Annotated in this window: 14 protein-coding genes, 1 tRNA gene and 2 pseudogenes; 8 read left to right on the plus strand and 9 right to left on the minus strand. The window is 63.2% G+C overall.

Going from position 1 to position 20,513, the window contains the following annotated elements; all coding sequences use genetic code 11:
- Positions 1-45 precede the first annotated feature (45 nt).
- Positions 46-402, minus strand: coding sequence for a hypothetical protein (locus tag ACQR1D_RS17205; RefSeq protein WP_316178948.1), 357 nt, complete (start codon positions 400-402; stop codon positions 46-48).
- Positions 403-567: 165 nt separating this feature from the next.
- Between ACQR1D_RS17205 and ACQR1D_RS17210 the strand changes: the two genes are divergently transcribed.
- Both ACQR1D_RS17210 and ACQR1D_RS17215 read left to right on the plus strand, forming a co-directional pair.
- On the plus strand, positions 568-1,128 hold the full coding sequence (locus ACQR1D_RS17210) for a type 1 glutamine amidotransferase domain-containing protein (protein ID WP_434839866.1): 561 nt from the start codon (positions 568-570) through the stop codon (positions 1,126-1,128).
- 288 nt (positions 1,129-1,416) lie between these two features.
- A complete protein-coding gene (locus tag ACQR1D_RS17215) occupies positions 1,417-3,699 on the plus strand; it encodes an FdhF/YdeP family oxidoreductase (RefSeq protein ID WP_434839867.1) in 2,283 nt (760 codons plus the stop codon).
- A gap of 14 nt (positions 3,700-3,713) precedes the next feature.
- On the opposite strand, the gene ACQR1D_RS17220 is transcribed toward ACQR1D_RS17215, so the two are convergent.
- Together ACQR1D_RS17220 and ACQR1D_RS17225 are read right to left on the minus strand one after the other, a co-directional pair.
- Positions 3,714-5,207 carry an HWE histidine kinase domain-containing protein gene (locus tag ACQR1D_RS17220; RefSeq protein WP_316178950.1) on the minus strand — a complete coding sequence of 498 codons (1,494 nt, stop codon included), beginning with the start codon at positions 5,205-5,207 and terminating at the stop codon, positions 3,714-3,716.
- 13 nt (positions 5,208-5,220) lie between these two features.
- Entirely contained in the window at positions 5,221-11,400 is a 6,180-nt protein-coding gene (locus ACQR1D_RS17225; RefSeq protein WP_434893921.1) for a HAMP domain-containing protein, read from the minus strand.
- Between the two features lie 538 nt (positions 11,401-11,938).
- On the opposite strand from ACQR1D_RS17225, the gene ACQR1D_RS17230 reads away from it, so the two are divergent.
- Entirely contained in the window at positions 11,939-12,130 is a 192-nt protein-coding gene (locus ACQR1D_RS17230; RefSeq protein WP_315799896.1) for a hypothetical protein, read from the plus strand.
- A gap of 24 nt (positions 12,131-12,154) precedes the next feature.
- On the plus strand, positions 12,155-12,286 hold the full coding sequence (locus ACQR1D_RS17235; protein ID WP_316178652.1) for a hypothetical protein: 132 nt from the start codon (positions 12,155-12,157) through the stop codon (positions 12,284-12,286).
- A 14-nt stretch (positions 12,287-12,300) separates the two neighbouring features.
- Here ACQR1D_RS17235 and ACQR1D_RS17240 read toward each other — a convergent pair.
- A pseudogene (locus tag ACQR1D_RS17240) lies at positions 12,301-12,961 on the minus strand (SDR family oxidoreductase); the annotation flags it as partial.
- A gap of 376 nt (positions 12,962-13,337) precedes the next feature.
- On the opposite strand from ACQR1D_RS17240, the pseudogene ACQR1D_RS17245 reads away from it, so the two are divergent.
- Positions 13,338-13,706, plus strand: a pseudogene (locus tag ACQR1D_RS17245) (PRC-barrel domain-containing protein).
- A gap of 84 nt (positions 13,707-13,790) precedes the next feature.
- Here ACQR1D_RS17245 and ACQR1D_RS17250 read toward each other — a convergent pair.
- Positions 13,791-14,066: a hypothetical protein gene (locus ACQR1D_RS17250; RefSeq protein ID WP_315799898.1), complete on the minus strand. Its 276-nt coding sequence runs from the start codon at positions 14,064-14,066 to the stop codon at positions 13,791-13,793.
- Between the two features lie 268 nt (positions 14,067-14,334).
- Positions 14,335-14,490: a hypothetical protein gene (locus ACQR1D_RS17255; protein ID WP_315738062.1), complete on the minus strand. Its 156-nt coding sequence runs from the start codon at positions 14,488-14,490 to the stop codon at positions 14,335-14,337.
- Between the two features lie 997 nt (positions 14,491-15,487).
- Between ACQR1D_RS17255 and ACQR1D_RS17260 the strand changes: the two genes are divergently transcribed.
- The 3 genes from ACQR1D_RS17260 (at position 15,488) to ACQR1D_RS17270 (ending at position 18,482) form a co-directional block, all read left to right on the plus strand.
- Positions 15,488-17,524, plus strand: a complete 2,037-nt coding sequence (locus ACQR1D_RS17260) for an acyltransferase family protein (protein WP_434893913.1) — start codon at positions 15,488-15,490, stop codon at positions 17,522-17,524.
- Positions 17,525-17,673: 149 nt separating this feature from the next.
- Positions 17,674-18,147, plus strand: a complete 474-nt coding sequence (locus ACQR1D_RS17265; protein ID WP_434839869.1) for a hypothetical protein — start codon at positions 17,674-17,676, stop codon at positions 18,145-18,147.
- Between the two features lie 122 nt (positions 18,148-18,269).
- Positions 18,270-18,482: a hypothetical protein gene (locus tag ACQR1D_RS17270; RefSeq protein WP_315799901.1), complete on the plus strand. Its 213-nt coding sequence runs from the start codon at positions 18,270-18,272 to the stop codon at positions 18,480-18,482.
- A gap of 81 nt (positions 18,483-18,563) precedes the next feature.
- Here ACQR1D_RS17270 and ACQR1D_RS17275 read toward each other — a convergent pair whose 3' ends face one another.
- From ACQR1D_RS17275 to ACQR1D_RS17285, 3 genes are all read right to left on the minus strand, one after another.
- A complete protein-coding gene (locus ACQR1D_RS17275; RefSeq protein WP_315799902.1) occupies positions 18,564-18,725 on the minus strand; it encodes a hypothetical protein in 162 nt (53 codons plus the stop codon).
- A 303-nt stretch (positions 18,726-19,028) separates the two neighbouring features.
- A complete protein-coding gene (locus ACQR1D_RS17280) occupies positions 19,029-19,868 on the minus strand; it encodes an FkbM family methyltransferase (RefSeq protein ID WP_434839901.1) in 840 nt (279 codons plus the stop codon).
- A 131-nt stretch (positions 19,869-19,999) separates the two neighbouring features.
- Positions 20,000-20,076 (minus strand) — tRNA-Arg (locus tag ACQR1D_RS17285).
- Positions 20,077-20,513 lie beyond the last annotated feature (437 nt).

A 20,513-nucleotide genomic window follows, 5' to 3' on the forward strand; every position in this document is an offset into this window, starting at 1 on the left:
TCGGTATTCAGCTCGCCGAGACGGCCATGGCGGGTCCGCGCCCGGTCATGAGGAGGTCCGCGTCCTTGGCTTGGGCAGCGAGGGCAAAGGTGGGTCGGCGGTCCCGTGCCGCTCGCCAACATGGGGCGTGTGAGCTTCGGGCAATACGATGTCCGGCGGTACGGCCGTCAGCTCTTCCGGAGTGGCCTCGCATGATTTGATCTCGAAATTGTTGTCCAGAATTTTCTCGCCATGCGTGCCGAACGTGATGAGATCGGCCTGTTCCGCGGCCTCCCAGACCTCGCGCTCGGTGCGAAACGGGCGGGTCATCTGTTCGTCATTCTCAAACAATGCGTAGGGCACGAGCGCCTCCAGATTGCGATCCGCCGACGCAGCGATGCCGTGCCGCCCGACGCCGCCCATCCATTTCAAGGCAGGGACGCCCAACAAACTGCGGCACGTGCGGGCTGGTTCCACCCCCGGGAGAGCGTCAAGCGATTGACCAGTTGTGACGGTCCTCGCGCTTTCCAGGTGGAACATGCCCGCCAGCGGGAGGTTGCCCGCGGTGCGAATGGCCAGGAGAGTTCAATGGATATCAAGGGAAAGAAGATCGCGATCCTCGCAACCAACGGGTTCGAGCAATCCGAGCTCGAAGTGCCCCGCGATCGCCTCAAGCAGGCGGGCGCGACCGTCGAGATCGTCTCGCTCGCGCTGGGCGAGATCAAGGGATGGAATGAGAAGGATTGGGGACGGCCCGTCAAGGTCGACAAGACGTTGGACCAGGCTTCTGCTGCGGACTACGACGCCGTCGTGCTGCCGGGCGGCCAGATCAATCCGGATCTGTTGCGGCTCGAGCCGAAGGCGCTGCGGTTCATCAAGGAGATCTTCGAAGCCAAGAAGATCGTCGCGGCGGTCTGTCATGCGCCGTGGCTCCTGATCGAGACCGGCATCGCCAAGGGGCGCAAAATGACGTCGTACAAATCGATCAAGACGGACGTTTCCAATGCCGGCGCGCAGTGGCAGGACGCGGAGGTCGTCGTCGATCAAGGCGTGATCACCTCGCGCAATCCCGGTGATCTGGAAGCCTTCAGCGCCAAGATCATCGAGGAGGTCAGGGAAGGCCGCCATCTCAAGCGTAGCGCGGCTTGAAGCTGAGATCGGAAGCCGGGAGAAATCCCGGCTACCTCAGGAGGGACAGGCCCAGCGCCCGAGGGGTCGAACGCTGGGCCGCAGTCCACACGGAGTGCCTCCAGCGAGATGGGGGAACGCCGCCAGAGGCACGGACATGACTCGCGGCGGGCTGGGTCGTTCCTAATTCCTATGTTCGGCCCTTCGCCCGCGTGACTTCGATGATAGCCTCGCAAGGTTCAGTGAGGAATCGGAACTTCGCTGCTCATCCCGGGTTTGCCGCTTTTGACCAGGCCGCGGAGATGCGTCGTGAGCGAGAAGGCAAAAATCCAGGACTACAAATCTCCGGCTGGCGGTTGGGGGTCGGTGCACGCGGTCGCGAGCATCCTGACGCAGGAGGAGGTGACGCTGCTCGGCAGCGAGATCCTGCTGAAACAGAACAAGCCGGGCGGCTTCATGTGCGTCAGCTGCTCCTGGGCCAAGCCGGCAAAGCCGCACCCGTTCGAATTTTGCGAGAATGGCGCCAAGGCGACCGCGTGGGAAATCACCGGCAAGACCGTCGGACTGGAGTTCTTTGCTCGGCACAGTCTGACAGAGTTGCGAGGCTGGTCGGATCATCAGCTCGAAGAGCAGGGGCGTCTCGCTCATCCCATGCGCTACGACGCTGCGGCGGATCGCTATGTTGCCGTGAGCTGGGACGAGGCCTTCCGCGACATCGGGGCGGAGTTGAACAGGCTCGATCCACGGTCGGTCGTGATGTACACGTCGGGCCGGGCCTCGCTCGAGACGAGCTACATGTATCAGCTGTTCGGCCGGATGTACGGCACCAACAATTTTCCCGACAGCTCCAACATGTGCCACGAGTCGACGTCGGTAGCGTTGCCTGAGGTGATCGGCGTGCCCGTCGGCACGGTGCTGCTGGAGGATTTCGACAAAGCGGATTGCATATTTTTCTTCGGCCAGAACACGACGACGAACTCGCCGCGCATGCTGCATCCGTTGCAGCGGGCGGCGCAACGCGGCGTACCCATCATCACCTTCAACCCGCTGCGTGAGCGGGGGCTGGAGCGCTTCACCGATCCGCAGAACCCGATTCAGATGGTGCTGACCGGCGGGACGCGGATCAGCACGCAATATCATCAGCTGCGCGTCGGCGGAGATGGGGCGACGCTGCTCGGATTGTGCAAGGCGGTCATCGAGGCGGATGACGCGGCGGTCGCCAGGAAGAGCCCGCGTGTGCTGGATGTCGCCTTCATCGAGCAGCACACGTCCGGCTTCGAGGCCTTTGCGACCTTCTGCCGGCAGGCGTCGTGGAGCGATATCGAGCGGTCTTCCGGCCTCGAGCGCGCCGCTATTCTGGAGGCAGCCAAGGTCTACGCGAACTCGCACGCTGTGATCGCCAATTACGGCATGGGAATTACGCAGCATCGGCATGGCGTCGAGACGGCCAAGATGATCGTGAATCTCCTGCTGTTGCGCGGCAATATCGGCAAGCCCGGGGCCGGCATCTCGCCTGTCCGCGGCCATTCCAACGTGCAGGGTCAGCGCACCGTGGGAATCTCCGAGAAGACCAAGCTGGTGCCACTCGACAAACTGGCCGATCTCTATTCCTTCGAGCCGCCGCGATGGGACGGTCTCAGCACGGTGGATGCCTGCCAGGGCATCATCAAGGGCGAGGTGAAGGGCTTCATCAGTCTCGGCGGCAACTTCCTGCGCGCCGTCCCGGAACGTTCGCTGATGGAGCCGGCGTGGTCGAAGCTGCGGCTGTCCGTGCAGATCGCAACCAAGCTCAATCGCAGCCACATCGTCGCAGGCGAGGTGACCTATCTGCTGCCGTGCCTCGGCCGCATCGAAATCGACCGGCAGGCCAGCGGAGATCAGGCGGTCTCGATGGAGGACTCCACCACCTGCATTCACGGCTCGCGCGGGCAGCGCCAACCCGTCGCCGAGACCCTGTTGTCCGAACCAGCCATTGTCGCCGGTCTCGCCAAGGCCACCCTGAAGCCAAATCCGCACGTCGACTGGGATGCCTGGGTGGGCGACTATGCGCGCGTCAGAGACGCGATCGAGCGGACCTATCCCGAGCAGTTCAAAGACTTCAACAAGCGCCTGTTTGAGCCCGGCGGCTTTCCGCGGCCGCTTGGCGCCCGCGAACGCAAATGGAAGACGCCGACCGGCAAGGCGAACTTCACCGTGCCCAAGGCGGCGCTCAATCCGCCGGAGGAAGGCAATGGCGTGTATCAGCTGATGACCTTGCGCGCCGACGGCCAGTTCAACACCACCGTCTACAACGAGGACGACCGTTTTCGCGGCGTCACCGGTGGCCGTCAGATCGTCTTCATGAACGCGAGCGACATGGCTGATCTGGGCATCAAGCAGGGCGAACCGGTTCGGCTCTCGACCGAGGCCGATGACGGCGTGGAGCGCTCGCTGGGCGGGCTCCAGGCAGTGGCGTTCGACATTCCGCGCTACAGCGTTGCGGCCTACTACCCCGAATGCAACGGATTGATTCCGCTATGGCACTATGCGGAGGGCAGCAAGGTGCCCGCCGCAAAGTCGATCCCGGTCCGGATCTCGCGCGACATGGCCTGAGCTCTCCGGAGCGGTCAGCCGGCAGCCCGTTGTCGTGCGTCGCCCGGTGCCGCCGTTGCGCAAGGGCTCGTGATCTCCGGCGGGGTCGCGCCGGGGCGCAGCGGGACGACCAGCCGGCACACCAATCCCTCTGGACGCCAGTCGAAGGAGGCGCGCCCACCAAGCTGGCTTTCCACACTGGCCATCAGGCTGCGCGTGCCGAAGCCGCGCGAGGTCGGTGCGCGCACCAAGGGACCGCCGGTTTCAATCCAGATCAGATCCAGGCGCTCATCCTCGATGGTCCATTTGACCGAGAGATGTCCGGAGCGGACCGACAGCGCGCCGTATTTGGCCGAGTTTGTCACCAGCTCGTGCAGCGCCAACGCCAGCGTCTGTGCGGTCGCAGGCTCGAGTTGCAGCTCGGCACCGTCAAAGGCGACCTGGCCGCCCGGTGCATAGGGTGCAAGTTCTTCGGCCACCAACCTGCTTATCTTCGCACCTTCCCAGCTTGATAGCGAGAGGATGGTGTGAACGCGGGCCAGTGCGCTGATGCGCCCCTCTACCGCGTTGACATAGGTCTTCACGCTGTCCGCCTTGGTGAGCCGCACGATCGACTGGGCCAAGGTCAGCGCATTCTTGGCACGATGATCGACCTCGCGGGTCAGCAGGTTCTGTCGTTCCTCGGCGCGCTTGCGCTCGGTGATGTCGATCGTGACCCCGCTGACGCGGATCACGCGGCCAGTCCTGTCGGTGGTCGCCGCGGCCGTTCCAACGCACCACCGCTCTTCGCCATCGGGCCGGTTGATCCGGAACTCAGCCTCATACGAAGCCGTGCCACGGCTGAATTCCGCGACCACCTGGCGGGCGCGCTCGGCATCCTCCCGGTGCAGCAGCGCCATGATGTTCACGGTGTTCAGCTCGAAGTTCTGCGGCGTGACGCCGAAGATGCGGTACTGGCCCTCGTCCCACATCCAGTCGCCATTGACACCGTCCCAGTCCCATGAGCCCATCCGACCGGCCGCGATCGCCATGCTCCGACGCTGCTCGCTCTCGACGAGCTTTGCTGTTGATCGCTCAAGCTCGGCCGTGCGAGCCCGTACCCGGTCCTCCAGCTCAAGGTTCAGATGTTCGAGCTCGCGTGTCTTGCGATAGAGCTCGGCAAAGACCTTGATTTTGGCGCGCAGCACCTCCGGCACGACGGGAACCGGCACGTAATCGACGGCGCCCATCTCATAACCACGCAGGCGATCGAAGTCGCTTACCTGGATGGCGGAGATGAAGATGATCGCAATCTTCTGGAACCTCGGATGCTCACGGATCATTTGCGCCAGCTCGAAACCGTCGAGCTCAGGCATGCAGACGTCGACGAGGATCACGGCGATCTCGTTCTTCAACAGAATTTCGAGCGCCTCGCGACCAGAGGTGGCGACTACGAGGTTTTCGCCGAGTTCCTTCAGGATGACCTCGTAGGCCAGCAGCTTCGCGGGCTGATCGTCGACCAGGAGGATGTTGACCTTCGCATGTTCCATCATGATGAGCCGTTCAGCGGTGCAGCCACATGCGAATCGCAAGAAGCAGCTGCTCGGTGTTGACGGGTTTTGCCAGATAATCGGAGGCGCCAGCTTCGAGACACTTTTCACGGTCTCCCTTCATGGCTTTCGCGGTCAACGCGATGATGGGGAGCCGGACGAAGGCGGGGTTTTGCCTGATGACGCCGATTGTCTGATAACCATCCATCTGCGGCATCATGATGTCCATGAGGACGATCGCGATTGCAGGATTGCTCTGCACCAGGTCGATCGCTTCGCTGCCGGTGGTCGCCGTCAGCACTTTCATGCCGCGGCGTTCCAGCACGCTGGAGAGAGCAAAGATGTTGCGGGCGTCGTCGTCGACCAGCAGCACCGTCTTGCCGATCAGATCCTCGTCGGAACTGTTCAGCTTCTCGAGCATGCGCTGCTTCTCGAGCGGCAGTTCCGTAATCACACGGTGCAGGAACAACGACGTCTCGTCGAGCAGCCGCTCCGGCGATTCCACGCCCTTGACGACGATGCTCCGCGCCATCGTATGCAGTTCCGCATCCTCCTCGGCCGACAATTCCCGCCCGGTGAAGACGACCACCGGAACGCTCGACAAGAATTCGTCGGAGCGCAATTGATCGAGGACGTCGAACCCGCTCATGTCGGGCAGCCGCAGATCGAGAACCACGCAATCGCACGGGGCGCTACGCAGCGTATCGAGCGCCGCAGCTCCCGTATCCGCCGCGATGATCTCGATGTCGTCGTGATCCAACAGCTGGCGGATGCTGAGCTGCTCGGCCGCGTTGTCCTCGACGATCAGCAGCCGCTTGCGTCGCGGCTTGGCGTATTCCTTGATCTGCGACAGGGCCGCGCTGACGCCTTCTGTTGTCGTGGGCTTGCTGACAAAGGAGAAGGCGCCACGCGCCAAAGCGTGCTGGCGATCTTCGTCGAGCGTGATGATCTGCACCGGGATGTGCCGCGTCAGCGGATTATGCTTGAGCTGGCTCAGAACGGTCCAGCCGAGCATATCCGGCAGGAAGACGTCCAGAGAGATCGCGGCTGGTTGATACTGCTTGGCGAGATCCAGCGCTTCGGCGCCGCGGCCGGCGATCAGGACCTTGAAGCCCTTATCGCGCGCGAGGTCGATCAGGACGCGCGCGTAGTGTGGATCGTCCTCGACCACGAGCAGGATCGTATCGCCGGGTTCGAGATCGAGACGATCGTCCGGCGGCGGCTCGATCCCGCGCTCCGGCGCTGCCGCTTGCTGAAGGGCTGGAGGTTGAACGTAGGGAACGGGCGATGCGGGACTGACGCGCGGCGTCGTTGCGGGACCTGAATATTTGAGCGGCAGATAGAGCGTGAAGGTGCTGCCTTTGCCGGGGGCGCTCTTGAGATGGATCTCGCCGCCCAGGAGGTTGGCGAGCTCGCGGCTGATCGCGAGCCCGAGACCGGTGCCGCCATATTTGCGGCTCGTGCCGGCATCCGCCTGCTGGAACGCCTCGAAGATCAGCTTCTGCTTGTCTTGCGGAATGCCGATGCCGGTGTCCGAGACCTCGAACGCGATCACGGCCGGCGCAGTGTTGAGCACCGGATGTTCTGCGCTCCATCCGCCGAGCGCCGCAGACACCTTCAAGCGCACCCCTCCTTCGGCGGTGAACTTGAAGGCGTTCGAAAGCAGGTTCTTCAGCACCTGCTGCAAGCGCTTGGAATCCGTGACGATGCTGCGGGCCAGGTTCGGGTCGACGTCGATGTTGAAGGCGAGCAGGCGGTTTTCTGCCTCGTGGCGGAACGGACGTCCCACGGTATCCAGGAGGTTGGTGGTGAGGATCTCCTCGGCATCGACCGTCACGGTGCCGGACTCGATCTTGGAGAGATCGAGGATGTCGCTGATCAGATTGAGCAGATCGGTGCCGGCGCCATGGATGGTGCGGGCGAACTCGACCTGCTTGAGAGTGAGATTGCCGTCCGGATTCTCGGTCAGCTGCTGGCCGAGGATCAGGATGCTGTTGAGCGGCGTGCGCAGCTCGTGCGACATGTTGGCGAGGAACTCGGACTTGTACTTGGATGTCAGCGCGAGTTCGGTCGCCTTTTCCTCGAGCGCGCGGCGGGCCTGCTCGATCTCCTGGTTCTTGCGCTCGACCTCGACGTTGCGCTCGGCGAGCTGTTGCGCCTTCTGCTCGAGCTGTTCGTTGGTCTGCTGCAGCTCGCGCTGCTGGGTCTGAAGCTCCGCGGCGAGCTGCTGCGACTGCTTCAACAGTCCCTCGGTCTGCATCGTGGCTTCGATCGAATTGAGCACGATGCCGATGGAGTCGGTGAGCTGCTCGAGGAATGTCATCTGCGACGTCGTGAATGGGCTGAGCGACGCCAGCTCGATCACCGCCTTGACCTGGTTCTCGAACAACACCGGCAGCACCACGAGGTTCTTCGGGACGGCGCGGAGCAGGGCGGAGCCCACGGGGATGAAGTCGGCTGGGATCTCCGAGACCAGCCGCTGGCGTTTGTCGATCGCGCATTGCCCGATGAGGCCCTCGCCGAACTGGACATGCGTCCGGTGAGGATAGATGCCGTCATCGGCGTATGAGGCGAGCAGGCGCAGCTGTGGCGCGGACTCAGTCTCGACCTGATAGATCACACCGCGATGGGCGTTCACCAGCGGCGTCAGCTCGGTCAGCAGCAGGCGGCCGACGGTGGTCAGGTCGCGCTGGCCCTGCAGCATGTTGGTGAACTTGGCGAGGTTCGTCTTGAGCCAATCCTGCTCGGTGTTGAGGTCGGTGGTGAGCCTCAGATTGGTGATCATCGTATTGATGTTGTCTTTGAGCTCGGCCACCTCGCCGCGGGCATCGACCTGGATGGAGCGGGTGAGATCGCCCTTGGTCACGGCCGTCGCGACCTCGGCGATAGCGCGCACCTGGGACGTCAGATTGGCCGCGAGCAGGTTGACGTTGCCGGTCAGGTCCTTCCACGTGCCGGCCGCGCCGGGCACGTTGGCCTGACCGCCGAGCCTGCCCTCGACGCCGACCTCGCGGGCCACGCTCGTCACCTGGTCGGCGAAGGTCGCCAGCGTCTCCGTCATGTTGTTGATGGTGTCGGCGAGCGCTGCGACCTCGCCCTTCGATTTGACCGTGAGATTCTGCTTGAGATCGCCGTTGGCGACGGCGGTCACGACCTTGACGATGCCGCGGACCTGCTCGGTCAGGTTCGCGGCCATGAAGTTCACGGTATCGGTGAGGTCTTTCCAGGTGCCGGCAACGCCCGGCACCTGCGCCTGTCCGCCGAGCTTGCCTTCGGTGCCGACCTCGCGCGCCACGCGCGTCACCTCGCCGGCGAAGGCGTTGAGCTGATCGACCATGGTGTTGATGGTGTTCTTCAGCTCGAGGATTTCGCCCTTCACGTCGACGGTGATCTTGCGCGACAGGTCGCCGCGCGCCACCGCGGTGGTGACCTCTGCGATGTTGCGGACCTGCGTGGTCAGGTTGGCCGCGAGCAGGTTGACGTTGTCGGTCAAATCCTTCCAGGTGCCGCCGACCCCGGGCACAACGGCCTGGCCGCCCAGCCGGCCCTCGGTGCCGACCTCGCGCGCGACGCGCGTCACTTCGGCCGCGAACGAGCGCAACTGCTCCACCATCGTGTTCAGGGTGTCCTTGAGCAGCAGGATTTCGCCGCGCACGTCGACCGTGATCTTCTTCGATAGGTCGCCGCCGGCGATGGCGGTCGCGACCTCGGCGATGTTGCGGACCTGCGCGGTCAGGTTCGAGGCCATGAAGTTGACGCTGTCGGTGAGGTCCTTCCAGGTACCAGCGACTTCGGGCACCTCGGCCTGGCCGCCGAGCTTGCCTTCGGTGCCGACCTCACGGGCGACGCGCGTCACTTCGGACGCGAAGGCGTTGAGCTGGTCCACCATCGTGTTGATGGTGTTTTTCAGCTCGAGGATTTCGCCCTTCACGTCCACGGTGATCTTGCGGGAGAGGTCACCGCGCGCCACGGCCGTGGTCACCTCGGCGATGTTGCGGACCTGGGCCGTCAGATTGCCGGCCATCGAGTTGACGCTGTCGGTGAGATCCTTCCAGGTGCCGGCGACGCCGGGGACGTTGGCCTGGCCGCCGAGCCGGCCCTCGGTGCCGACCTCGCGCGCCACGCGCGTCACCTCGCCCGCGAAGCGGTTGAGCTGATCCACCATCGTGTTCAGCGTCTCCTTGAGGCTCAGGATCTCGCCGCGGACGTCCACCGTGATCTTGCGCGACAGGTCGCCGCCGGCGATGGCGGTTGCGACCTCGGCGATGTTGCGCACTTGGGCGGTCAGATTGCCGGCCATCGAGTTGACGCTGTCGGTGAGGTCCTTCCAGGTGCCGGCGACGCCGGGCACCTCGGCCTGGCCGCCGAGCTTGCCGTCGGTGCCGACCTCGCGCGCCACGCGGGTGACTTCGCCAGCAAAGGCGTTGAGCTGGTCGACCATCGTGTTCAGCGTCTCCTTCAGTTGAAGGATCTCGCCGGAGACGTTGACCGTGATCTTCTTCGACAGGTCGCCCTTGGCGACGGCGGTGGCGACCTCCGCGATGTTGCGGACCTGGCCGGTCAGGTTCGAGGCCATCGAGTTGACGCTGTCGGTGAGGTCTTTCCAGGTGCCGGCGACTCCACGCACCATGGCCTGGCCGCCGAGCTTGCCCTCGGTGCCGACCTCGCGCGCCACGCGCGTCACCTCGCCGGCGAAGGCGTTGAGCTGGTCGACCATCGTGTTGATGGTGTCCTTCAGCTCCAGGATCTCGCCCCGCACATCGACGGTGATCTTCTTGGACAGGTCGCCATTGGCGACGGCGGTCGTCACCTCCGCGATGTTGCGGACCTGCGCCGTCAGGTTCGACGCCATCGAGTTGACGCTCTCGGTGAGATCCTTCCAGGTGCCGGCAACGCCGAGCACGTTGGCCTGGCCGCCGAGCCGACCGTCGGTGCCGACCTCGCGCGCGACGCGCGTGACCTCGCCGGCGAACGCGTTGAGCTGGTCGACCATCGTGTTCAGCGTCTCCTTCAACTGAAGTATCTCGCCGGAGACGTTGACCGTGATCTTCTTTGATAGATCGCCGCTGGCGATGGCGGTCGCGACGTCGGCGATGTTGCGCACCTGGGCCGTCAGGTTCGACGCCATGAAGTTCACGTTGTCGGTGAGATCCTTCCAGGTGCCGGCAACGCCCGGCACCTGCGCCTGGCCGCCGAGCTTGCCCTCGGTGCCGACCTCGCGCGCCACGCGCGTCACTTCGGAGGCGAAGGCGTTGAGCTGGTCGACCATCGTGTTGATGGTGTCCTTCAGCTCCAAGATCTCGCCGCGCACGTCGACCGTGATCTTGCGTGACAGGTCGCCGCGGGCGACCGCAGTGGTGACGTTGGCAATGTTGCGGACCTGAGCGGTGAGGTTGCCGCACATCGCGTTGACGGAGTCGGTGAGGTCCTTCCAGGTGCCGGCAACGCCGGGAACGATCGCCTGGCCGCCGAGCTTGCCGTCGGTGCCGACCTCGCGCGCCACGCGCGTCACCTCAGAGGCGAACGAGCGCAACTGATCGACCATCGTGTTGATGGCTTCCTTCAGCTGCAGGATCTCGCCGCGCACGTCGACGGTGATCTTCTTCGACAGGTCGCCATTGGCCACCGCGATCGTCACCTCCGCGATGTTGCGGACCTGGCCGGTGAGGTTGTTGGCCATCGAGTTGACGCTCTCGGTCAGGTCCTTCCAGACGCCCGTGACCTCGGGAACCTGGGCCTGGCCGCCGAGCTTGCCCTCGGTGCCGACCTCGCGCGCCACGCGCGTCACCTCGGAGGTGAAGACGCTGAGCTGCTTGATCATCGTGTTGACGATGGTCGCCGACTGCAGGAACTCGCCGCCCAGAGGCCGCCCATCGACGTCCAGCTTCACGGTCTGCAGGAGGTCGCCTTGGGCCACGGCGGCGACCGCGCGCGTCACCTCGCGGGTGGGCCATAGAAGATCGTCGATCAACGTGTTGATCGAGCTCTCCATGTCCGCCCAGGAGCCGCTGGCAATGCCGAATCGCACGCGCTGGCGCGTCTTTCCCTCCCGTCCCACGACCTGGCCGACGCGTTCGAGCTGCTGCGCCATCCGCTCGTTGGCTGCAATGATCTCGTTGAACGTGTCGGCGATCTTGCCGTCAATGCCGAGATAGTCGCCGCTCATGCGCACGGAGAAATCTCCGGAACGCATCGCCTGGAGGACACGGAGCAGATCCTGGCTGGCATCGGCCGCCTCGGCTCCGTTGCCTTGGCGACCAAACCCTTGGCGCAGGGGCATCGGACCGGCAGCAGAATCGACATCGCTCATCAAGTTCCCCCGTGGCAGACCGCCTGCCAGCAAGAATCCGAGATTCGTATAGCCGGCGGCATACAAGCCGCCGCAACTATCCAAATCAAGCCGGGACGCCGATTTCTCAGGCTTATGGAACCGGCTTCTGCTGGCACAAGCACCTCAACTCCCCTCCAGCAAAAGGGTTCCAAAGGATTTAACTGCCAAATAGGACGGCCATTTCCATGGAACAACGAAGAGACGCCGTCGGAGAACCGCGGGTCGAGATCGGTAGCTCAGTCGCCGCGATGGCCTCCGAAGGCACGATGGGGAATGGTGCGGGAGACAGGAGGAGGTCGGATGGCGCTGCAATGCGCGCCATGTTCCATCGAGCGCAGGGCGAATATTAATATCATGTAACAGAGTTGCACCGCTCCGCCGCGTCTACCAACTCATTGGGATGAAACAATCAGATCTTTTCAGAGAGAACGCAGACAACTGTCTTCAGCTCGCGGAGCGCGCCGACGGAGAGCCGGCGTTCCGGCGCTATCAACGGATGGCCCAGGGCTGGAACGCCCTCGCCCTCCAGCAGGATTGGCTCGATGGCGAGATTGCGCCGCTCGGAGAGCCCCGGACTGCGCTGCCCAAGTAACAAATCCGAATGGAGGAGCGTCCCATGACAGCCCGCACCGTTCTCATTGCACTGCTGACGGCCTTCGGCCTGGCATCGGCCGTCGCCGCGTTCACGACGATCCGCCAGGTGCATACGGAAGCGTATTCGCTGCCGCAGCCCATCACCCGCATCTGAACCAGCGGCAGCATCAAAGCTGCCGATCCGCCAGAGGATCCATAGACCTGTCCATCGGCGTAGGTCGCGTTTGCAGCCGCCAATTGTACATGGATCGATCCGAGCTCCGCCGGCTCGCCGGTACGGCCCAGCGGGGTCTGGCCGCCGCGCGTCCAGCGTCTCCATTTCAGCTCCGCCGGAGACCTGAAGCGGGGTCCAGGTTGGCCGGGAGCGACGGCGTTACGAGTACCCTTCGGCCCGGCTGCTTGGCCAACGACTTTACGTAGTTCGTTGGCTGATCCCGGCTTGACGTGAGGGCAGGCGGCCTTGATGATCCAGAACGGGGCATGAATGTTGGCCTTCATGGTTGCATCGAAATCTTCGGAAGAGACGTCCCGGATCGACTGACGCGTCTGCTGCCGCGACGATGTCGAGTCCGCCGAGCGCTTCGATGGCCTGTTGCACCAGCCGCCGGCAGAACTCCTCGTCGCGCAGGTCGCCAGTGATGGCGACGGCCTTCCGCCCTCCCGCCCGGATCAAGGCGATGACCTCCTGCGCATCCGGCTCTTCGGTTGGGTCGTCGCTCGGCGCGTTTCGGCGAGGGCGTCAGTGCGTCCCATGCAGCAGTCGCTCCCCGGTGATCAGCGCCTTGCGCCGGCGAGGGCCTCCGAACTGCGCTGAGCCGGGTGACGCGGTCGATTCTGCGACGTGTTAGCTCAAGGAGGGAACGAACAGGCGTAGCCGGCGTCGTTACGGCGCGAACCGCGGCCGCGTCGGCGCTACCCAGCTCGGCGCGCTTGGATCACCGACAGAAGGAGCTATCCGATGACGCAGCCAAGCCAAGGCATTGTCAGGACTGAACGCGGCGAGGACCAGCCCGCCGACAAGGAGCGTGCGCAGCGGGTGCATAAGACTACATCGCCGGATGCGCCCTCGCGCGAGGCGACGCGGCATCCTTCGCAGGATCGCAAGCAACACAGCGGAGACTTGGATTCGGACTGAGCGTCCGGCGGGACTTGGGAACAGCCGGTGACGGTCGAACGTTGCCGATCCATTGGCATGGGAGGATCACATGACATCGATGCTCGATGAACGCGAATATGGCAACCTGATTGGAAGCGACAAGGTCGAAGGCACGGCCGTCTATGGCGCCGACGACACCTAGATCGGCACCATCGAACGCGTGATGATCGACAAGCTGAGCGGGCGGGTCTCGTATGCCGTCCTGGGCTTCGGCGGCTTCCTCGGGCTTGGCAATGACCACTACCCGTTGCCCTGGCAATCCCTGAAGTACGACACGCGACTCGGCGGCTACGTTACCGGCGTGACCGAGAATCAGCTGCGAGGTGCGCCGAAATATTCCGACGAGCGTGAGTGGGACTGGGGCGATGCCGGAGCAGGGCGCAAGGTCGACGACTATTACGGCGTCCAACTCGCTTAGGACCGCCGAACCCGTTCATTGCGCTGTCCAGGCCGTTGACGAACCTCGCACGTCGCGGCCATGTCAGCGCTCCCCGATGAAATCTCAGGCGGCCGGCGGCTGAGCGCTGTTTTCGGCCGCCGATCCAGCCATCATGCTGCGGCGGCTCGACAGCCAGATCGGAATCTCGCGGTAGCAGGTGCCTTTTTCATTCATCTCTGCGACCGTCCACCGGCTCGGATGCCGTTCCTTGCCGACGAAGACCCAGTCGTCGGCGGCAGGTGGCGGCTCATTCGGCCTCGTCCTCAGCCATGCCGAACGGGCTCCTTTCGGCAAGCGATCCTGCTTCATCTGATAGAGATCATATACTGGTGAACGCATGACGCTACTCGTCCTCAAGCAACCGCAATTCTCAACACCCTCAGCGTGTCGCGTCGTCGCGGCGGAATTGTGGGAGCGACGCGGCCAGGCTGTGCAAAAGCACGATCAAGCCTGTGATGGACGGTCTCTTCCATATTCTTCGCATGACACGCGTATCGCTGCGAAAAAGGCGACGCGCGGGGCCGTTCAATAACCCCGCGAGCCGGGACCGGCGCCGATTGCGTCCGGCAATGAAGAGTACCAGCCCGCGACCGGCGGACTGATCAAATCAGAAGAAAGCGTAGCTGAGATCGAGACCGTAGGTGGCGTGGAGAATGAAGCCAAACGCCGTGGCGCCGCAGAGCATCAGGATCGTGCGCAGCTTCTCGGAGTCGATACGAGTCTCTTCGAGATGGGTCGGGAGAGCCTTGATGAGTGTTGTCATTGTGGGACCTCTGTACGCGAAACGAAGACGGAGAGTGAGTTATGAAAAGTATATCTGAGGTTGTTAGATCCCGTTCTGGGGACGTGGTTTTTGTAGAGTCCCAGAAGAGTTCTAATTGTGAAAGAGGAACCCAGCATCGTGCAGTTTTTGGGGCAAAGTTGCGGAAAGTAAATGATCAGTAAATTAAATCTGAGGTTGATATTAGTTGCGTACAGTATTGTTGCACGTCTTGGCTGCTGAAAGAAGTTGCCAAGTTGCGGCGACGCGGCGCCGCACGTTTTTAAGCTTAATTCCATCGGGGAAGCGGTTTGAGTGTTCTCAGCCTGTGCGGCCCGCTGGCCGATGAGCAGTGTCCGAGCCACGACGCCAATGCGGTTGCAAAAGCAACTCGAAGTATAGAGGCGGCTCACCTCGACCTCGGCCAATTTGTGACGCGGCGTTAACGGCTATGGCAATGTCGCCACTCGCTCGCCGGCTTCTTTAGCATGACTGGTATCATGTGAGTGGTGACGACGGAAGCCGTTCGCTGAAATCTCGCAGGTGGGTGTGCTCATCAAACAACAGCCGCATAATCATCGAGCAGGGATCGCACGGGCGTCTCGTGTCGAGCCCAGTTGAGGCGCCAGCGTGATGGGCAGTTCATGGATGATGGAGGAAGCGCGCGTGGCATGCCCGCCCTCCGGTGACGGCCTGGACGGATGCTGCGCGTTCTCGCTGCCCTGTCGAGCTTCCGATCACCGGTCCCATCTCAGTACCGGGATGTCCCGACCGGCCGCCAATCCTCCTGATGCGGATCGGATGACGCCGCCGGCGAATGGGCGCCGGGCCGCGCCCGCGATCCTCCAGCATCCCGCGTGATGGGCCCCTGAGGTGGGTGCGGCAATTCGGATACACCTGCCATCAACGGTATTTCCGTGTGTTTCTGCACGTTGCAATTCATTTGGCGGTATGTCAGCAGGTAACTTGTTAGGGCGAACGGCCCGCCCGGGCTGCCAGCATGACGCGTGCAAAGGTTTTAGAGTACCGTTCGGACATCGATTGGCTGCGCGCCGTCGCCGTGATTTCGGTCATTGGATTTCATTACGAGTTGCCAGGCTTTGGCGGGGGGTTTGTCGGGGTCGATATCTTCTTCGTCATCTCCGGCTATGTGATCTCCCGTCTCATCTGGACCGGCATTCAATCCAATTCCTTTTCGTTCATCGCCTTCTACGAACGAAGGGCGCGGCGCCTGCTTCCGGCGCTCTATCTGATGATCGTCGTCACCGGGCTGGTCGCGTGGTTCTTGGCGCCTCCTGGCGACTACCGGATGTTCTTCGGAAGCGCGATCTCCACGGTTCTGTTTTCGTCAAACGTCTTCTTCTGGTCGCAGACCGGCTATTTCGATCTGCCAACGATCGGGAAGATTCTGATCCACACCTGGTCATTGTCGGTGGAGGAGCAGTTCTATTTCCTGTTTCCGGTCGTGACATGGCTCTGGAGCCGGCTGTTTCCCGACCCAACGTCGAAGCCGTCACTCGGGCTGGTCATCCTCGGAACGGTCGCGCTGTGTGTGCTCGACGAGCTTTGGATCAAGCAATCGCCCTCGACCGCCTTCTACATCGCCCCGCTGCGGGCCTGGGAGTTCTTGATCGGAAGCATTGCGTTTTTCCTGCATCGATGGTCACCGGTCAGAGGCGAGACGCGCCTGGCCTTCGCGGCCTTGGGCTTGGTCTCCATGCTGCTCGCCGTGGTCACCTTCCGCGCAGAGACCCGCTTCCCGGGATTGCACGCGCTGATCCCCTGTGTCGGTGCTGCGGTCTACATCGTCGCGTTCAATCAGGAGGAGGGCAGACCCAGGCTGCCATTCAGCGAGATCGGAGCATTCCTCGGTCGTCTGTCCTATTCGCTCTATCTTTGGCACTGGCCGGTTTTCGTCCTCGGCAGGGCCGCGCTGCCGCTGGATGTTGCGACCTCAGCCGCCGCTACGGCTGGACTCCTACTGTGCTCGCTGCTGCTGGCCTATTTCTCCTATGTCATCGTCGAGCGGCCGGCGCGCGCGCGAACCGTGTGGGTCGGCGTGCGTGGCTCACCGGTGATCGCGGGCGTTGCCGCCGTCCTGGTTGCGGTCGGAATTCACGGCGTCGCGCATGACGGCTACGCCGATCGCTTCCCGCAATCACAGGCGCGAATGCTCCGGTACGATTCCCGGACGATGGAGCCGTTCTATCGGGCGCATAGCTGCTTCTTGCAGCCCGATGAGCCGGCATCGGCCTACGATTTCGAGGCGTGCCTGAAGCCGGCTGCAAACAAGCGCAACATTCTGCTCGCCGGCGACAGCCTTGCCGCGCATTATGCCTGGGCGTTGCGCAGCTACCTATCGTCCGATGCCTACCATCTTCTGCAGCTCACGTCAGGGGGCTGCCCGCCGTTTGTCGAGCTCAAGCTGCGCAGCTCGCGCAACTGTAACGACGTCAATCAGCTGCTACGCGATCAGATCAGGGCGCACCGCTTTGACGCCATCATTCTTTCCGGCAATTGGCGCGCCTATCTCGAAACTTATGGCCAGCCCCCCGCACGGCGCGTCGACGGTTATTTGAACGCGCTGCTGGCGGTCGCTCAGGAAACGGGAGTTCCAGTTCTGCTCCTCGGTCCCTCGATCGAGTTTCCAGCTCCCTTGGCGTCGACGTTGTTCAACCATGAGCAGACGCACGTCCCGATCGGCAATGCGCTGATGCCGAAAGATGCGTCGTTCGAGGCGGACGATCGTCTGCGAGAGATCGCCCGCGCGTATCCGCTCGTTCAATACGTTTCCATTCTCGGCACGATTTGCAGCAAGAGGCGTTGTCCGCTGACGATCGACGCGGAAACACCGATCGTTTGGGATACCATCCATTTCACCCCGGAAGGCTCGAGGTTCGTCGTCTCGCAACTCGCTCCGCAACTGGATGCATTCTTGCAGAGACTGGAGCAGCCCTCCGGGGCCGGGACGAACGAGATCCTGGCGGGTGACGGCCCGACGGCAACCCGGAACCCCGCTCCGTCCCGGATTCAATGATGGGAAGCGACCGAGCACGGGACCTGCGGGAGCCATGAACTTCGGCGAGTGTCGTGCGTTCCCCTGCCGTTGATGTCGGACGTTGCCTTCGCGCGGCCGTGAAAGTGGTCCAACGTCATCGGTTTCTCAAGCCGTTCGGGACGACACACATGAATCCGATCATCAAGGCGATGGCAGTGCTTGCGTGCGCCGCCTGCTGGAGCACCGCCGCGACAGCCCAATCGGTGCGCTGGAACACCTACAGGATCCCGGAGACCGGCACCTCGGTCGACATTCCGGTCTCGATCTTCAGGGACACGGCGGGCCAACCCGAGGGCTACGGCCAACGCTTCCAGACTGCCGACGGCCGCGCCAATCTGACCGTGCAGTCGATATCCAACAACGCGCAGGACTCACCTGCGCGGTTCCTCGCCAGGAAGAACCCGCCGCCGAACATCCAATACAAGCGCGTCACCTCGCGCTTCTTCGCGGTGTCGAGCTATAAGGGCGACTACGTCTGGTACAATCGCTGCAACTTCGTTGGGGGCTATGTGCACTGCGTGCTGATCAACTATCCCCGGGCCTGGGAACGCGATTGGGACGGCATCGTCACCCGTATCAGCCTGTCGCTGAACCGGAGCTGAGCGGGGCGCCTTTAACGAAGTCTTCGGCTGGCGGCTTTGATCCACCTCAATGATGCCGTCGGGCTCCTCTGAATAAGCTTCGGCTTCATTTCAGCCGCCGCTTACAGACGAGCCAGCCCTACATGGCCGCAGCGTCCTTCACTGTACGGGCCCAAAGCGCCAGCGCGATCGCCACCATCAGGTGCCGCAGCGCGCAGGACGCGCTGCTTACGGCCAACGCCTATCTGCGTCTCGGCGCCGCCTGCGTCAGCATTGAAACGCCGGGCGGACAAAGCATGAGCCCGGATCGGCTCGATGCGTTGCTCAACGAGGCCGGTGGGCGCATCGGCTTGTGAAGCCGGACGGTCCAGCGGCCACCAATTTTCCCTGACGTGATCGTGGCGCCTGCGGAGTGGGCTTCTGAGAGCCTGTCCAGGTCACGACGAGGACGCCTCCATGCGGTCGTCGGGCAGCGCCGTCGGCCACGAGACGTCCGAGATGTAGGGGCCGTACAAAACGTCCTGGCGCCGCTGGTAGATGATCGTGAGGGCGACAACGGCAATGAAACAGATTGCGGTCAAAATGGCCAATTCAAACATGATGCAACTCCATCGCCCCAGACGTGGCGGATGAAGGGCGCCGGCGTCAAATGGAAGCCGGCGTTAAGCTGAAGAGGAAAGCTTAATGCGCGCGGGTCATCCTGCGTCGCAGGCTGCAGGCGAACATCTAAAGCAGAACCGCTGGCCCGCGCGGCGGAATCGCGGATCGCGAGTCCTGCCGTTTGGCGCGTACTACTCAGCGACGGTCGATTGATCGGTATCGAGCTCCGGAAACATCGCCCGGCAGCTCAGGCAATAGGACTCGAAAATGAAGCTCAGCAACGTGGACATCGGTAACCCCCATCAGTCGACGTGATGCTCGGCAACATGCCGGGGGTTTGTTTCAAGACGACTTCGTGCGCCCAGCGAAGTGGTTTCGATCGGAGCCAGGAAAGCTTCGCGGTCATAGGACATGGGCGCGCGCACGCTCCTGAAGATGAAGTTGTTGCAATAGTCCTTCCGCTTCCAGAACCATTCGCCATCGGCGCGCTGATGGATTTCCGGGTCGAAGGCAGACAACGGAAGCAATCTCCCGCGGCTCAGGAATTGGCCCTGATAGCCGAGACCCCGCAGGAACAAGAATGTCTCCTTCACCCTGTCGAGCGTCGCCAGGCGGCGGTCGCACTCGACCACGATCAACGGCCGGCATCGGCGCAAGGTGCGCTCGGCGCCGCGCAGCACGTCGAGTTCGGCGCCCTCGACGTCGATCTTGATCGCAGAGACGTTTCCGATGTCAGGGAGATAGTCGTCCAGCGACGTCGTCTGCACCTGGATCGCCCTCGAGGTCTCGGCGGGCCGGAGCAGCGAGGCCCCGGGCTGATGCCCCTCGGGAACGAACAGGGTTTTCCTGCTGGAGCACGAATAGACGGCGCGCGGTTCGACCACGACATTGTCGAGCGAGAACCGGGAACAGAGCCGCGCCAATCGCTCGGCAAGATCCGGCTGGGGCTCGAAGGCGACGACCCGCCCCGGCGCCGACCACCGTGCCAGCCAGTAGAGAAAACTGCCCTTGTTGGCGCCGATGTCGCAAACGATGTCGCCGCGCCGGATGTGACGCCGCAACTCGGACAGCTCCGTCTTGTGGTCGCGGAATCGGGACCGCAGGATTCTGACCAGAAACCGGGATGCCTCATGCTTCGCCAACCGAGCCTCCCAACGCCATGGCCACGCGCCCGGCAAACGAAGGCAAGCCTAGTGGCGCACGCCCTGTCGCTCACGGCGATGCTTCGAAATGAACGAGCGGCGGGGCGCCACGATGGCGCTGGCGTGGCGATTGGCGATCCCAGCAGGACTCGAACCTGCAACCCGCGGAGTAGAAATCCGCTACTCTATCCAGTTGAGCTATGGGACCGTCTTCGCGAGACGAGCATCGCCGGGTGACCATCCCAAGATGCACGTCCGGAGGATGAGCGTCATGGATGGGTGCCGGAGGGCGACGTCCGGCCGGTGCGCTTTCCATAGCACGGGTCATATGAAAAATCTTCCGTTTCGCCAAGAGCGGCCGAACCCGACGGAGGCCCGGGGAGACCAAGCGGAGGCGGAGGTGGGTCTATCGCCCCATTTGCGCGTCAGCGGCGTCGGATCAGCGGCCGCCGCGGCTTGTCTGTATGCCATGTCCCGTGAATTGCCCGTCGATGAACAGATTTTCCTGTCGCATGTGCATGCCGATGATCGCGCCTGCGACGGGCCGCTCAGCGGTCCACTGCAACCTTTGCCATCAGTCCGTCACCATTTCGCGTCCATTCTCGCCACGAATCGGCCAAACACGGACATCCCTCCGCGTGTCCC

This window comes from Bradyrhizobium sp. HKCCYLRH2047, assembly GCF_051168175.1.
Lineage (GTDB): Bacteria > Pseudomonadota > Alphaproteobacteria > Rhizobiales > Xanthobacteraceae > Bradyrhizobium.

Excerpts from the sequence above, each read along its gene's own strand:
- ACQR1D_RS17220 (WP_316178950.1), bottom strand. The coding sequence starts at position 5,207 with ATGGAACATGCGAAGGTCAACATCCTCCTGGTCGACGATCAGCCCGCG.
- ACQR1D_RS17255 (WP_315738062.1), bottom strand. The coding sequence starts at position 14,490 with ATGACAACACTCATCAAGGCTCTCCCGACCCATCTCGAAGAGACTCGT.
- ACQR1D_RS17225 (WP_434893921.1), bottom strand. The coding sequence starts at position 11,400 with ATGCGTTCCGGAGATTTCTCCGTGCGCATGAGCGGCGACTATCTCGGC.
- ACQR1D_RS17250 (WP_315799898.1), bottom strand. The coding sequence starts at position 14,066 with ATGCGTTCACCAGTATATGATCTCTATCAGATGAAGCAGGATCGCTTG.
- ACQR1D_RS17235 (WP_316178652.1), top strand. The coding sequence starts at position 12,155 with ATGACAGCCCGCACCGTTCTCATTGCACTGCTGACGGCCTTCGGCCTG.
- ACQR1D_RS17275 (WP_315799902.1), bottom strand. The coding sequence starts at position 18,725 with ATGTTTGAATTGGCCATTTTGACCGCAATCTGTTTCATTGCCGTTGTC.
- ACQR1D_RS17265 (WP_434839869.1), top strand. The coding sequence starts at position 17,674 with ATGAATCCGATCATCAAGGCGATGGCAGTGCTTGCGTGCGCCGCCTGC.
- ACQR1D_RS17205 (WP_316178948.1), bottom strand. The coding sequence starts at position 402 with ATGGGCGGCGTCGGGCGGCACGGCATCGCTGCGTCGGCGGATCGCAAT.
- ACQR1D_RS17210 (WP_434839866.1), top strand. The coding sequence starts at position 568 with ATGGATATCAAGGGAAAGAAGATCGCGATCCTCGCAACCAACGGGTTC.
- ACQR1D_RS17270 (WP_315799901.1), top strand. The coding sequence starts at position 18,270 with ATGGCCGCAGCGTCCTTCACTGTACGGGCCCAAAGCGCCAGCGCGATC.
- ACQR1D_RS17260 (WP_434893913.1), top strand. The coding sequence starts at position 15,488 with ATGACGCGTGCAAAGGTTTTAGAGTACCGTTCGGACATCGATTGGCTG.
- ACQR1D_RS17230 (WP_315799896.1), top strand. The coding sequence starts at position 11,939 with ATGAAACAATCAGATCTTTTCAGAGAGAACGCAGACAACTGTCTTCAG.